The organism is Marinococcus salis, from assembly GCF_054971365.1.
The window spans coordinates 88,718-101,794 of sequence record NZ_JBQOJB010000002.1; the positions used below are offsets into that span (position 1 = coordinate 88,718).

14 protein-coding genes are annotated in these 13,077 nt (G+C 49.2%); 10 read left to right on the plus strand and 4 right to left on the minus strand.

Translation table 11 applies throughout. The features are described from left to right. Window positions 1–10 precede the first annotated feature (10 nt). Both ACTTK6_RS02220 and ACTTK6_RS02225 read left to right on the plus strand, forming a co-directional pair. On the plus strand, window positions 11–1,219 hold the full coding sequence (locus ACTTK6_RS02220; RefSeq protein WP_462832513.1) for a NupC/NupG family nucleoside CNT transporter: 1,209 nt from the start codon (window positions 11–13) through the stop codon (window positions 1,217–1,219). A 115-nt stretch (window positions 1,220–1,334) separates the two neighbouring features. Continuing rightward, window positions 1,335–1,538: a DUF6501 family protein gene (locus ACTTK6_RS02225; RefSeq protein ID WP_462832514.1), complete on the plus strand. Its 204-nt coding sequence runs from the start codon at window positions 1,335–1,337 to the stop codon at window positions 1,536–1,538. A gap of 42 nt (window positions 1,539–1,580) precedes the next feature. Here the strand turns inward: ACTTK6_RS02225 and ACTTK6_RS02230 are convergent, their stop codons facing one another. Next, window positions 1,581–2,351: an alpha/beta hydrolase gene (locus tag ACTTK6_RS02230; RefSeq protein ID WP_462832515.1), complete on the minus strand. Its 771-nt coding sequence runs from the start codon at window positions 2,349–2,351 to the stop codon at window positions 1,581–1,583. Between the two features lie 96 nt (window positions 2,352–2,447). Here ACTTK6_RS02230 and ACTTK6_RS02235 point away from each other — a divergent pair, with 96 nt between their 5' ends. Then, on the plus strand, window positions 2,448–2,828 hold the full coding sequence (locus tag ACTTK6_RS02235; RefSeq protein WP_462832516.1) for a gamma-glutamylcyclotransferase family protein: 381 nt from the start codon (window positions 2,448–2,450) through the stop codon (window positions 2,826–2,828). A 23-nt stretch (window positions 2,829–2,851) separates the two neighbouring features. On the opposite strand, the gene ACTTK6_RS02240 is transcribed toward ACTTK6_RS02235, so the two are convergent. Beyond that, on the minus strand, window positions 2,852–3,664 hold the full coding sequence (locus ACTTK6_RS02240; RefSeq protein WP_462832517.1) for a YihY/virulence factor BrkB family protein: 813 nt from the start codon (window positions 3,662–3,664) through the stop codon (window positions 2,852–2,854). 91 nt (window positions 3,665–3,755) lie between these two features. Between ACTTK6_RS02240 and ACTTK6_RS02245 the strand changes: the two genes are divergently transcribed. Further along, the gene (locus ACTTK6_RS02245; protein WP_462832518.1) at window positions 3,756–4,523 is read left to right on the plus strand and encodes a S1 family peptidase; all 768 of its coding nucleotides are present in this window, start codon (window positions 3,756–3,758) and stop codon (window positions 4,521–4,523) included. 177 nt (window positions 4,524–4,700) lie between these two features. On the opposite strand, the gene ACTTK6_RS02250 is transcribed toward ACTTK6_RS02245, so the two are convergent. Continuing rightward, on the minus strand, window positions 4,701–6,299 hold the full coding sequence (locus ACTTK6_RS02250; protein WP_079476497.1) for an ABC-F family ATP-binding cassette domain-containing protein: 1,599 nt from the start codon (window positions 6,297–6,299) through the stop codon (window positions 4,701–4,703). A 174-nt stretch (window positions 6,300–6,473) separates the two neighbouring features. On the opposite strand from ACTTK6_RS02250, the gene ACTTK6_RS02255 reads away from it, so the two are divergent. The 6 genes from ACTTK6_RS02255 (at window position 6,474) to ACTTK6_RS02280 (ending at window position 11,745) form a co-directional block, all read left to right on the plus strand. Continuing rightward, window positions 6,474–7,289: a uroporphyrinogen-III synthase gene (locus tag ACTTK6_RS02255; RefSeq protein WP_462832519.1), complete on the plus strand. Its 816-nt coding sequence runs from the start codon at window positions 6,474–6,476 to the stop codon at window positions 7,287–7,289. A gap of 4 nt (window positions 7,290–7,293) precedes the next feature. Continuing rightward, the gene (locus ACTTK6_RS02260; protein WP_462832520.1) at window positions 7,294–8,163 is read left to right on the plus strand and encodes a S1 RNA-binding domain-containing protein; all 870 of its coding nucleotides are present in this window, start codon (window positions 7,294–7,296) and stop codon (window positions 8,161–8,163) included. Between the two features lie 182 nt (window positions 8,164–8,345). Next, window positions 8,346–8,984, plus strand: a complete 639-nt coding sequence (locus ACTTK6_RS02265) for a hypothetical protein (protein ID WP_462832521.1) — start codon at window positions 8,346–8,348, stop codon at window positions 8,982–8,984. Window positions 8,985–9,017: 33 nt separating this feature from the next. Beyond that, window positions 9,018–9,359 carry a YflT domain-containing protein gene (locus tag ACTTK6_RS02270; RefSeq protein ID WP_079476493.1) on the plus strand — a complete coding sequence of 114 codons (342 nt, stop codon included), beginning with the start codon at window positions 9,018–9,020 and terminating at the stop codon, window positions 9,357–9,359. Between the two features lie 512 nt (window positions 9,360–9,871). Further along, window positions 9,872–11,572, plus strand: coding sequence for a DNA-binding protein (locus ACTTK6_RS02275; RefSeq protein ID WP_462832522.1), 1,701 nt, complete (start codon window positions 9,872–9,874; stop codon window positions 11,570–11,572). 44 nt (window positions 11,573–11,616) lie between these two features. Beyond that, window positions 11,617–11,745 carry a hypothetical protein gene (locus ACTTK6_RS02280; protein WP_462832523.1) on the plus strand — a complete coding sequence of 43 codons (129 nt, stop codon included), beginning with the start codon at window positions 11,617–11,619 and terminating at the stop codon, window positions 11,743–11,745. Between the two features lie 790 nt (window positions 11,746–12,535). Here the strand turns inward: ACTTK6_RS02280 and ACTTK6_RS02285 are convergent. Further along, on the minus strand, window positions 12,536–13,051 hold the full coding sequence (locus tag ACTTK6_RS02285; RefSeq protein ID WP_462832524.1) for a metal-dependent hydrolase: 516 nt from the start codon (window positions 13,049–13,051) through the stop codon (window positions 12,536–12,538). Window positions 13,052–13,077: the final 26 nt, after the last annotated feature.

Below are 13,077 nucleotides of genomic sequence, written 5' to 3' on the forward strand. Positions count from 1 at the left end.
TGGTGGGTATATGAACATATTATGGGGATTGATGGGAATTGTTTTTGTCCTGTTTTTAGCTTTTTTACTATCTTCCCGCAAAAAATCAATTCGTTTTCGTCCCGTACTCGTAGGGCTTCTATTCCAGCTTATATTTGCATTTTTAGTGCTTGGCTCTACGTGGGGGAGCACGGCCTTCGAATGGCTGGTCGTTCGTGTGCAGGACGTTATCGATACTGCTAGTGAAGGATATACCTTCTTGTTTGGAGAAAGTATTACAGAGACCGGTGCGTTTGCGTTTACCGTACTGCCGGTTATTATCTTTTTCTCTTCCCTGATCAGTATTTTGTACTACATCGGGGTCATGCAGGTAATTATCAAATTTATCGGCGGTGTCCTGTCCGCCCTTCTGAAAACGAGTAAAGCCGAATCCATGTCCGCAGCAGCAAACGTCTTCGTTGGCCAGACGGAAGCGCCGCTTGTTGTTCGTCCGTTCCTGGCAAACATGACCAAATCCGAATTGTTTGCTGTTATGACCGGGGGGCTCGGCTCAGTTGCCGGCTCAGTGCTGTTTGGCTATGCAGGACTTGGTATTCCGCTCGATTACCTGCTGGCAGCGAGCTTTATGGCGGCACCGGGCGGGCTGATTATTGCAAAGGTGATTTTCCCGGAACCGGATCTCAGCTTGACGACGGATGAGATTGAAATAGAAAAAGACACTGAGTCTCATAACGTGATTGACGCTGCGGCCCGCGGAGCATCTACCGGCCTGCAGCTTGCCTTAAACGTTGGGGCGATGCTGATCGCATTTGTCGCTTTAATTGCAATGATTAATTTGCTGCTTGGGTGGGTAACAGGTTGGTTCGGAGCTGATGGAATTACGCTTGAACTACTTCTTGGATATGTATTTGCCCCAGTTGCATTTATGATCGGCGTTCCTTGGAGTGAAGCTCTTCAGGCTGGCGGATTTATCGGGCAGAAGCTAGTACTGAATGAATTTGTCGCCTATGCGAACTTTGCCCCGGAAATTGACAGCTTCAGTGAAAAATCCCAGGCGATCATCACTTTTGCGCTTTGTGGGTTTGCAAACCTGTCGTCCCTTGCTATTATTTTAGGCGGTTTCGCTTCACTGGCGCCGACACGCCGTAACGATATCGCTCAAATGGGGCTGAAAGCAGTAGCGGCCGGAGCTTTAGTATCACTCCTTAGTGCTTCGATTGCCGGCATGTTTGTCCTGTAAAATTTCAGATTTACCAGAAGCGCTCCTTTTCGAAGGGGCGCTTTTTTATCCGTTACGGCATTGCAGCAAGTGATATGCTACAATAATAATGAATAAAATGGTTAGGAGGCTTACGATGATTCATCAGGAATGGAAAAACAGCGATACGCTAAGATACGTTACATGCAAGCATGCTGAAGCAGCCAAATATAAGGTCGACAGTGTATTAACCCCTGGAAAGCAGTATCCGGTTAAAAACGAAACGGACGAATTCATTTTCATTATCGACAACACTGGCCGCATCGGCGGGTTTTATAAAGATTACTTTGAAGAAGCATAAAAAGGAGCTGCAGACGCTGCGGCTCCTTTTGGTTTACATAATCTAATTATGAGAAGCAGAAAGGCGGCTGGAAGTGACCGAAGCTATCCATAAGGACAGGCGGTCGGCGAGAAAATCCCGATCAGCGTCGAGCGTGGCCACGTGGTAGGATTGTTCAAGCCATTCAAACGCCTTGGAGGTGGAAGAGAGATTTTCATAGATAGCTATTGCATTTGCAGGCGGTACGACATGATCAATCCGGGATGCTGCGACAAGCGCGGGACATGAAACTGAACGCACCTTTGGGCGCACAGCAGCTGTTAGTTGAAGCAGCGAGCGCACGGAAGCTGTCGGAACGTGCGAATACGTAATTTCTTCTTCCTGGGGACACCGGATATCAGGCCTGTCTTCTTTAATGAAGGAAGCAGAAGTTTCTCTCACTGCCCTCTGCATCCCGGGAACATCGAGAGCGGGATTAATTAAGGCAATGCCAGCAGTATCCTGGAAGGAAGCGGCGGTATGAAGGGCGAGAGTTCCTCCCATAGATTGTCCCACGATGAAAACGCTGCTGTGATTAACGCGCAGCGACTGATAGGCTGTATGGATATCTTTAATCCAGTCCTGGTGCGTATAGCGCGCAAGGTCTTGATAGGAGGTGCCGTGTCCTTGTAGTCTTGGGGCAGAAACAGTAAACCCTTTTCGGGCTAATTGGCGGCACACATACTGGACACTTTGGGGAGTACCTAAAAAACCGTGACAGACGAGCACTGCCGTGGGACCACCGGGAAAATAAAGTGACCCAGCGCCGTCCAATACCCTTGGGCTTTGAGACATGAGCATCCTCTCCTTTTAAAGTTAACTATCCTGATTAATTTACTAAGGATTATTATAGCCTCAGACGCAAGGTTTGTCAATTTAAGGAGGTGTATAATGCAGGTAGTATTTGTATACGGAACATTGTTGCAAAAATTAAACAACTATCACTACATTGAAAACAGTGTATATAACGTGGTTCGCGGAAAGGTGAAGGGATTTTTATACGACACTGGGCCGTATCCTGCAGCTGTCGTTGACGAAAACGGAATGGATGTTGTGGGTGAATGGATACAAGTAAATGAAGCAGCTATAAGTGTATTAGATTGGCTTGAGCAGTATGAACAGCCGGGACAGATAAATGAATACGAAAGGGTATGGGTAAAAGATGCCGAAGGGGAAACGGAAGGATGGATTTATGTATACCCTCTTTCTGAGGCAAAACATTATCCACTTATCCCTTCCGGGTCCTGGCGTACTCATTTGTTGTCTTCCTAAGAAAAACGTCTAGGCTGGTAAAGTTATATTTCGATAGCTTTATTGTCCCTCTCGTAGAGACAGGCATTCCATTCTCCTCCGAGCAGGATTGCGAATCCTGTAAGGTAAAACCAGAGCATTAAGACGATTAAATTGCCCAGATTTCCATAAATCATAGAATAATCACTAACGCTGACGTAAAAAGAAAATCCAAAGGAAGCAGCCTGCCATGTTAATAGAGCGAGTGTAGCGCCGGGCAGCGATTCTCGCCAGGTGGTCTTACGGTTAGGTACTACTTTGTAAATTATGCCAAGGATTGCACCTATCACCAAAAAGCTGATGATCCAGCGAATCCAGCTCCACAATTGCAGGAAATAATCATCAAGGCCGATGAAACGAAAAACAAAGGCACCGAGTGGTTCACCGTAGATAGGAAGCAACAAGGATATAATGATGGCGAGAAGCAGAGACAAAACGAGAATGATGCCTTTTCCCAACATGGATAGCAACGAAGGAATCTTCAGGTGATAGGCAGCATTAATTGCACGGATGATAGCGAATGTTCCCATCAAACTCAGCCAGAGTGTAGCTGTTGTACAGAGAGACAACAGGCCAACCGACTGTGAATTCAAAATGGCGTTCAGATTGTTTTGAATGATTGCAAAGGCTCCTCCAGGAACATAGGCGTTAATGAGTGAAAGAATACCGTCCGTATCGATGGAAAAAAAGCCAATAATACTGATCAGCAGCATTAAAAGGGGGAGCATGGCCAGAAGAAAGTAATAAGCCAGCTGGGCAGCAATGTCATAAATTTTGTCTTCGATGCTTTTTTTAAAGAATGATTGGAGAAAATTCACCAGTTAAGTCCCTCCTTTTTGCGGAAATCTCTTTTTCTCATTATAATACAGAAGTAGAGTATGAGAAGAGGTGCGGGAAAAGGAGCGTTATATGAGAAGAGACGAAGGCAATGACGAGCATGTCGAAGGCGAACCCGAGCCGGAAGATTTTGAGCCGAGACCGCCACGTCCGTCAAAAAATAAGCGTCGGGGTCTGTTCCGGGCAGTAGCGGTGCTGATGACAGGAATGCTGATTTTCCAATCTGCCTATTACTTAATTGATACCTTTCGTCTGGACACATGGTCCTTTTTAACCGCTTCATATCAGCTTTCCAAGCAGGAGGATGTACAGCAGTGGCAACAGGCGGTCACGAAAATAAGGGCAACAGAAAATGGGGAAACGTCTTTTGGAACAGGGTTTTTCGTAGAAGGCCCGGATGCTTTTATAACAAATTATCACGTCGTGGAAAGAGCGGACAGTGTAGCCGTTGAAACCGAAGAGGGGGATCTTGCAGAAGGATCCGTGGAGGCTGTAGATGAGCAGGCTGATCTTGCTGTTGTGACGCTAAAAGAGCAGTGGGAAGGAGGCGTTACACTTGCAAAAACGAGTGCGTCTGCCGGTTCAGACGTTATCGTCATCGGAAATCCTCTCGGGTTCTCAGATGTAGCCAATCGGGGATCCATCGTCGAGATGAGGGAGGACCGGCTTGTGCTTGCTGCTCCCGTGTTTAACGGAAGCAGTGGCAGTCCTGTAATTACAGAAGCGGGAAAAGTGACCGGTGTGGTATTTGCGAGTAGTACAGAGGAAAACAACCGCTACGGGCTCGCCGTACCGGTGGAGCGGGTACACGAGCTGATTGATGAAACAAAAAATAAATAAAAATGACGGCAACGCCGCGACTAGTGCAGAGTCGTGGATTTTTCGAACAAATTAAAATTTCATTTACCGTATTAATTATATTAATAAGTCATACCACTAATAGAATAAAAAACATGAATAAACATAAAAAAAGCACCAGAGCATACGCGCCCTGGTGCTGAAAGTAAATATATAAATTTATGCACGTGCATACTGTTCTTCAATATACTCATCGTAGCTCATTTCTTTGTCGATCATGCGATCCGGAGTGAATTCAATAATCCGGTTGGCGATGGTCTGAACAAATTCATGGTCATGAGAAGTAAAGAGGACCGAGCCGTTAAATGACTTCAGGCCATTGTTCAGCGCCTGGATAGCTTCGAGGTCCAGATGGTTGGTGGGCTCGTCCATGATAAGAACGTTTGCACCGCTCAGCATCATTTTGGAAAGCATACAGCGGACTTTTTCGCCACCCGAGAGCACGTCCGCTTTTTTAAACACTTCTTCACCGGAAAAGAGCATCCGGCCGAGGAAGCCGCGGATAAATGTTTCGCTCTGGTCATCCGGGGAGTATTGGCGCAGCCAATCCACCAGGTTAATATTCAGGCCTTCAAAGTATGCAGAGTTATCTTTCGGGAAGTAGGAACGGCTGGTGGTCAGCCCCCATTTATAATCACCGCTGTCCGGCTCCAATTCGCCGGCCAAAATCTGTAGCAGTACGGTTTTTTTCGTTTCCTCTTCGCCGACGAAAGCTACCTTGTCGCCGCTGTTAAGAGTGAAACTGACATTATCAAGCACTTTAACGCCGTCGATCGTTTTCGACAAGTTTTCCACTGTCAGCAAATCCTTGCCAAGCTCCCGGTTTGGCTTAAACTGCACGAATGGATACTTTCTCGAGGATGGCTTAATATCATCCAATGAAATTTTATCGAGCGTTTTCTTCCGGGACGTCGCCTGCTTGGACTTCGAAGCGTTCGCGCTGAAGCGGGCAATAAAGTCCTTCAGTTCCTTGATCTGCTCTTCCTTTTTCTTGTTCTGTTCGCGGGCCATCTTCTGGGCGAGCTGGCTGGATTCGTACCAGAAGTCATAGTTGCCAACGTACAGTTCAATTTTATTAAAGTCGAGATCCGCAATGTGCGTGCACACCTGGTTCAGGAAGTGCCTGTCGTGGGAAACGACAATAACGGTATTTTCAAAGTTGATCAGGAATTCTTCGAGCCAATGTACCGCCTGCACGTCAAGGTTGTTGGTCGGCTCGTCCAGAAGCAGCACATCCGGATCGCCAAACAGCGCCTGGGCGAGAAGAACTTTTACTTTCTGGGAACCGCTTAACGAAGCCATCGGCTTCTGGTGCAAATCCTCTTTGATGCCGAGGCCCTGCAGCAGCTGCGCGGCTTCCGTTTCCGCTTCATAACCGTTCATCTCTGCAAATTCCGCTTCAAGCTCGGCGGCCTTCATGCCATCTTCGTCGGAAAAGTCCGGTTTCATGTAAATTTCGTTCTTTTCGTTCATGACTTCATATAAGCGGCTGTGGCCCATAATAACCACGTCGATAACCGTATATTCTTCGTACGCGAAGTGATCCTGTTTCAGCACCGCGAGTCTTGAATCTTTATCCATGATTACATTGCCGTTCTGAGAGTCAATTTCACCGGAAAGAATCTTTAAGAATGTGGACTTGCCGGCCCCGTTTGCTCCGATCAAGCCGTAGCAGTTGCCGGGAGTGAACTTTATATTAACGTCTTCAAATAAAATTTGATCTCCGAACCGGAGCCCAACGTTTTGTACATCGATCATGTTCATATCTCCTTTATAAATAACAGTCTGTTTCATACTAACACGGGGCGGCTTGAAATGAACAGGGAAAGGGGAGGTTTTCCGCAGAAAAGAAGAGCGGTGCCGCTGTCAGAGACTGAAAAAGCATGATATAGTAAATGCAGAAAACGGAGAAAGACCAGAGGAGGCATTTGGGTGGCCAAAGGATTAAGCGGACGGCAGGTAATTCTTGCTGCGTCCCGAAAAACAGAGGAAATGGAAGAGCTGATTCGCCGGCAGGGGGGAGAGACGCTGAACTTCCCGCTCCAGGGCACCTCGTTTCTGAATAAAGAACAGCTGCGGGCGCCAATGCAGGCATACCTGGAGCAGCCGGTGGACTGGAGTATTTTTATGACCGGCATGGGGCTGAATGCCATGCTGGATATTGCGGAGGAAGAAGGGATTCGGGAAGCATTTGTCCAAAAAATTCAGCAGAGCAGCGTAGCGGCCCGCGGCTACAAAACCGCTAATGTTTTAAAAAGCCTGCAGTGTGATATTTCCGCCCGGGATGATGACGGCACGACGGCCGGCATACTGCGGGCGTTGGACGGTCATGATTTTCAGCACAAACAGGTCACGGTCCAGCTGCATGGGATGGAAAACCCCCGGCTCCGGAAGTATCTGGAGGAACGCGGCGCTGAAGTGTACGATATTTTGCCGTACCAGCATACGCCTCCTGAGGAAGACGTGGCAGCTGCGTGCCTTGAAAATCTACTGCATGCAGAAAGTGACGCCATCTGTTTTACGACCGCGATTCAGGTTCATGCCTTGTTTCAGTATGCAGAGCACGCCGGCCGGGCCGGACAGCTGCAGGAAGCGCTCCGGCACCAGGTAGTACCAACGGCTGTGGGAAAAGTAACGGCGGAAGCCTTACGCGAAAGAGGCGTCGACGACTATGTCGTGCCGGAAAACGAACGAATGGGTGCGATGATTATCGCCTTATCCAAACATTTTGAACAACGAAAGGACTAATTCATTGAAACAATTATTTTCACGTATGCAGCGATGGAACGTATTAAATGACAAAGGGGAATATTATGTGCTCGCTTCGGGAGCCCAGATTGCCCGCCTGTACAAAGAGGATGTTTCCAGGGAGCTTTCCTCCGGGGAGCAAGTAGAAGCAATCAGCTGGTTTGACGGGGCAGGAAACAAGCGGCTGGACGTGCATCCGCCCGATATGCAGGAAGAGGTTTTTATGTGGCGGAAGGTCGTCACCAGCGACGCGGACCACGGCATCGAGGTAGCGGTCGACGACCGGTGGAAGGCTCCGGTGGAGCGGCACGACTACCTGCAGGATGAGACGTACTGGCCCGCTCCCGGCGAAAACCTGTTTGTGCACCTGGAGTACACTGCGAGCGGCCTGAAAGCTTTTCCGGCCAGTGAAAACGATGTGCAGCATCTGATGGCGCCGGCACCGGCGGACCTGCACCACGCCTGGGTTAACGCAACAGTCTATAGTTCGCCGCCGTTCGGTGCCTTTTTGTTAACTGCCGACCGCTATAAGATCTTTGTGCACGAATCGGAGTGGACGCACCGTCCACGCGTCGGAGAGGAACTGAAGGTCCGGATTACGCACCGCCAGGAGGATGGATCGCTAAACGCCTCGATGTACCCGCCGAAAGAAGTAGCGATTGGCTCGGATGCTCAGCTGCTTCTTGAGCGGCTGCAGCAGGCAGACGGGACGCTCCCGTTCGGGGACCGCAGCAGTCCGGAAGCCATCCGGAAGGAATTTGGACTCAGCAAGGCCGCGTTTAAGCGGGCGGTGGGGGCGCTGTTAAAAGACCAGCGGATCCGCCAGGAAAACAATACCCTGATTCTCGAGTCTTCGGAGAAGCGGACCGATTAATAACTTTTATGCGTTGACAGGTGGCATACAGGGATAGAAAAGCGGGCCTTACGAGGGCCGCTTCGCTTGTTTGCTGTACATACGATAAACGTCGGCATTTGAGCGGGAGCAGCTCATCCGTTGCTCTAGACCTAAAGTATGTTTATGGTATGAGTTTAGCTTAAGAACAGAGGGATAAGGGTATGGTACATGCAATCATACTTTTGAATGGTGGTGGAACAGTGAGCAGCAGGAAAAAAAGCTCCAACGGCAATGACAACCTCACTTACGCGTTCATGGCTGCCGGCAGCTTAATCGGCGGGGCCCTGCCATTACTGCGCAAAGACCTCAGCAAAAAAGTGGAAAAAAATGTGGATCAGGCGGCGAAAAAAGCCCGGAAGCTGAGCCCCGGGCCCTTGAGCCAGGCCATTAAATCCGGGCAGCATACGGAGAAAAAAGCCAAATGCGCAGTGAAAAATGTAAAACGCGCAGCCAAGGTATCGACGTCTGCATTTGCGATGGCCAAGGTGCCGAAAAAGATTAAGAAGAAAATTTATACCCTGCGCCATCACATCGGGGAAGCCGTCATTCATACCGGCGAAAAAATTCAGGGGGCGGCGTACGATCCGGAGAGACCACCTGCAGACGGAGCGGAAAGTGAAGTGCAGGCGCCGTCCGGAACGGACGAAGCCGCCGCTTCGGAGGAGTCAGCCAGCAGCGGGACCAATGACGCCTGGGAGCAGGAAGAGGAATACGAGGAAGAAAAATTTGAAGGCACGAACGCCCCGGCGCAAAAGCCGGCGAAAACATTGAAGAAATTAAAAAAAGCATCCAATACCTAAAGCTGCGTATATTAATTAAATGAGGTGAAGCGAATGGAACCTAAATTCAAGATTTTCCATAACGATGAAACACTGAGCGAAACGATTGATAAGCTGCGTAACGATGGCATCCGGGATGAAGACATGTATATCCTGGCCTATGATAACGACCATGACCGCCGGACGAGAAAAGAAACAGACGCGAAAAAAGTAGGGGTAAAGGTGGTCGGATTCGGAACAAGCCTGAAAAATGTGTTCCGCGGAAAAACAAAGACCATTTTAACCAAGCTGCAGAAGCTTGGCTTTGACTCGGAAAAGTCAGAGCGGCTGGAAGAAGAACTGCAAAAAGGCAAAACGCTGCTTGTAGTCACCAATCAGGACCGAGTGGAATTTTAAGCCCTGGAAGCAGGGCTTTTTTTAATTCTCTGCAGCGGTCCATGTTATCATATCCGAACGTTTGATATAATTCTTTTGGCTGGTTTTCCGCAGGTCCCGTTGGCAAACACGAGGTTTTTGCGCCTCTAAAGTAATTTTTTTACTATAGAGTTATTCATTTACTTTTGCGCTGGCTGCGAATTTCGCAAGGGATCTATAGCATAAATTCGAAAAAAGGAGGGAAAACTCTTTATTCATAAGGTCTCCGGCTGCGGTTTTCGAATATTCAGCGGCATGCGGTGGTGCGACGATGGAGGGAATCCCTGTGCCCAATACCCATTCAGAAAAAGGGGGGATCACACTTCAGGAACACCCGGAGACAGGCAAATACATAAAAAAAGCGGCGGGCCATGCCTCAGCAAAAACTCCTGGGGAAAGTGCAATAAGCACTGTCATGAGAAAAGAACAACCAGGGGCAAGCCGGCAGCGACAATGATTCCTATACCTAATTTTACGATGCTTGGAGTGTTTTTTTGACGATTTTACTTACTGCGTTACTTGTAATGATATTTTCTTTTGCGGCCGCTCTCGTTATTTCTTTAATGCGTCCGCGTCTCCTGCTGAAGGCAGTGCTGCCAGCGCTTGGGCTGACGTTTGTTTTAGCCGTCATTGCCAGCTATTTCTTTCTCCCGCAGTGGACCATGCTGTCCTTGGCTGCTCCCAACCTCGTGGCTCTGTTGGTGTTTAGCAGTATTTTTTACGCCCTCGCCAATGCCTCAGGAGAAGGGATGCCTGCGAAAAGCATCAATATCGCTGCGGTGGGCGGGGCGGTACTTCTTCTATTTTTAGCCGTGCTGCTTGTACGGAGCCTGTTCGGCTATGAAAAAACCCATGAGGCGATCGATAACAACAGTCAGGTGGCCGATAATCCGCCTTTATTTTCCGAAGAGGAAACGCCGGTGCAGGTGGCACCCGAGTCCGCCCGCAATAAAATGCAGAAAGCGATGTCGGAAGTGGATAATGCGCAGTTTTATGATTTTGGGGACATTCAGGCCCAGGTGATTGACGGGGAGCCGATGTATGTTGCCAACGTCGATTACACGAACCTGTTCCGCTGGCTCCGCGGTGGCGGGACGCCGGGGTATTTTCAGATTTCTGCCGTGGACCCAGGCGACAACCCGGCCTTTGTGGAAGCTTCCATGCAGTACACGAGCAGCAGTTTTTTTAATGAAAAACTAAACCGGGTCATTTACAGCGCTTTTCCGGCCTGGTACCAAAGCGGGAGCACGTACCTGGAAGTAGATGAGGAGGGCAAGCCGTGGTACGTGCAGACGGTTTACCAGAACCGTGACTGGACGTGGCATACCGACCACACTAATGCCCAGGTTGTTGTCGTTGATCCTCAAACAGGGGAAGCGTCCAAGCACAAACCTGAAAACGCCCCGTCGTTTATTGAAAGCTCGTACAGCCCGGCGATGGCAAGTGACATGAATGACAAATACGGAAAATACGGCCAGGGGCTTCTCAACTATATGTTTGGAAAAGAGGATGTTCTTATTCCAAATGAGAACGGCACGGAGAATAAAGTGACGCCCGTTTTTGATGAAAATGGCAATATGAGCTACTTTACGGACTTCACAAGCCCGAATGAAGACTCCGACTCCACGCTCGGTGTTTCCTTCATCAATGCCCGCACAGGAGAGCTCCGTCTGTATAACGGCGAGGAGTACACAGGTGCGATGGATACCCAGGGCGCCCGTGGCATTGTGAACCGGCAGTTCCCGGAGAAAGAATGGACCGGCAGCATGCCGATCATGTACAACATCGACGGCACCGCTACCTGGGTGGTGAATACACTTGACCCTGCAGGGCTGTTCCGCCAGTATGCCTACATTAAAGCCAACGATGCCGATGTATACGCGTTTGGCGATACCGCGCAGGGAGCGTTGGAGAATTACCGTTCGGCGCTTGCTTCCACCGAGGAGGGCGTCGAAGCGAGTGAAGCAAACCGGGAAGAAGCGAGCGGGACAGTGGACCGAATGGCCATTACTCCTGGCCCCGAAGATGCCAATCTCGTTCAGTTCAAGCTTGAAGGAGATGAGAGGCTTTACGTCTACAATACCTCAAACGATGCGGACGCGGTGCTGATGCAGTCCGGCGACGAAATTACCTTTACGGTTAACCGGAGTGAGGACATGGGGACAGTCCAGGAAATCACTGAGCAGCCGTGGTAGGACCTGTGCCAGTTTTGTTAATCAAGCGAAGAGCAGACAATGCCATGCTTATCGTAGCAGCCCGCTCTCATGAATTTAACTCCAGGCAGGGCATACAGCGTGCCTTTGAAGCGTACCAGTCCGTGTGCGTCGTCTCAGGGCTGTACAAACAGCTTTTGCACGCGGTGATCTAAAAATAGAACGCCATTTTTCCAGTGATTTAGTCAGAAATAACCAGAAAAGACTCCTCCGGGGGTCTTTTTTGCTGTCTTTGGGTATTGATAATATCTCCCTTTCCAATTGGCAACGGGAAAGAATTGAAACAGGCGCCGTCTCATTTTGTTCTGAGACGCAGGCGGAACTGGGGACTAATACAAAATATTGGAGAGCGGGACGGCAGCCGGTAATTATGGGACAGCAAATGAGATAAAAATCCATTTGGAGCGGGAACAGCTCAAAGAAAAAAGAGTGCCCGGATCGACTCAGAGTCTACAGGAGATTTCACTTGCTGACGAAAATGCCGTCCCGGCAAACCGATTGTTTTTCATCGACTCACAAAAAACCCTCGACAATCCAAAAGTCCGCTGACAGCTCACTCAAATAAATCGCTTTGAGCAGGAACCGTGATTCTTGCTGGCCCGAAGGCATACAGGGAGACAAACCTTGCACAGAAGAAGACATTAATTATCATCAATGGAAACGAACGAAGCGACTATCCCGCATTTTGCCGGAGGAGACAGTGTCAACGTGCTAGGGTGAGCAAAGATAAAGCTGAGGACTGAAAGGGAAGGCGAAGATATAAAGCTGACATCAGCGCCCGCGGCGCTTGATTTATTTATAGTTAACATAATATATATTATCGGAAGTTATGGATATTTTGTTTCAATATCAAAGATAACTTAATGTTTTGAGACAAAAAAAGAAAAAAGCACCAGTCCAGATTCGTACCGATGCTTCTTCCCAGGTTCTTCTGCCTGCTGTGGCTTACAGCGTGAGATCGACGGAAAACAGCTGAAAGCTCACATAAAATAATCCGGCGATAAGCAGTGCGTTGATCATCCCTTCGCCAAAGGTGGATCCGGTTTTTGTTGTGAATGGGAACCGAAAGGCGTAATGCAGCGGAAACAGCAAATGAACGCCTTTGGTGGTCATCATGTCGAGTACAATGTGGCTGGCAATGCCAAGGCTGATACCCCACTGCAGCGCCAGGCCCCATCCCTCCTGCCACTGGGCAAGGGACAGGAAGACGAGCAGGACGAGCAGCAGGCTGTGCGTAAACGTGCGGTGCCCCACCAGCTTCGAGATCAGATGGGACACGCCCGGCACCCGCCTCCCCATCCAGGAATTGGGCTGACAGATGTCTGGCACCAGGCCCCCAAACACAAGGCTTGCGACGTAGATGCTTGTTTCCCATTCAAAAAAGGCAAACGGCACCGGCGTCAGCCACTGCACGGCAAGCCCTCCTGTGACAGCTCCTATCACATGTGTTCCTGCTTTCATGGTTGTTCAGCGTCCTTTATAAAAGC

What these genes read in the sequence shown, in the direction of transcription:
- ACTTK6_RS02220 (WP_462832513.1), top strand. Translation starts at nt 11, where the DNA reads ATGAACATATTATGGGGATTGATGGGAATTGTTTTTGTCCTGTTTTTA.
- ACTTK6_RS02225 (WP_462832514.1), top strand. Translation starts at nt 1,335, where the DNA reads ATGATTCATCAGGAATGGAAAAACAGCGATACGCTAAGATACGTTACA.
- ACTTK6_RS02230 (WP_462832515.1), bottom strand. Translation starts at nt 2,351, where the DNA reads ATGTCTCAAAGCCCAAGGGTATTGGACGGCGCTGGGTCACTTTATTTT.
- ACTTK6_RS02235 (WP_462832516.1), top strand. Translation starts at nt 2,448, where the DNA reads ATGCAGGTAGTATTTGTATACGGAACATTGTTGCAAAAATTAAACAAC.
- ACTTK6_RS02245 (WP_462832518.1), top strand. Translation starts at nt 3,756, where the DNA reads ATGAGAAGAGACGAAGGCAATGACGAGCATGTCGAAGGCGAACCCGAG.
- ACTTK6_RS02250 (WP_079476497.1), bottom strand. Translation starts at nt 6,299, where the DNA reads ATGATCGATGTACAAAACGTTGGGCTCCGGTTCGGAGATCAAATTTTA.
- ACTTK6_RS02265 (WP_462832521.1), top strand. Translation starts at nt 8,346, where the DNA reads ATGGTACATGCAATCATACTTTTGAATGGTGGTGGAACAGTGAGCAGC.
- ACTTK6_RS02270 (WP_079476493.1), top strand. Translation starts at nt 9,018, where the DNA reads ATGGAACCTAAATTCAAGATTTTCCATAACGATGAAACACTGAGCGAA.
- ACTTK6_RS02280 (WP_462832523.1), top strand. Translation starts at nt 11,617, where the DNA reads ATGCTTATCGTAGCAGCCCGCTCTCATGAATTTAACTCCAGGCAGGGC.
- ACTTK6_RS02285 (WP_462832524.1), bottom strand. Translation starts at nt 13,051, where the DNA reads ATGAAAGCAGGAACACATGTGATAGGAGCTGTCACAGGAGGGCTTGCC.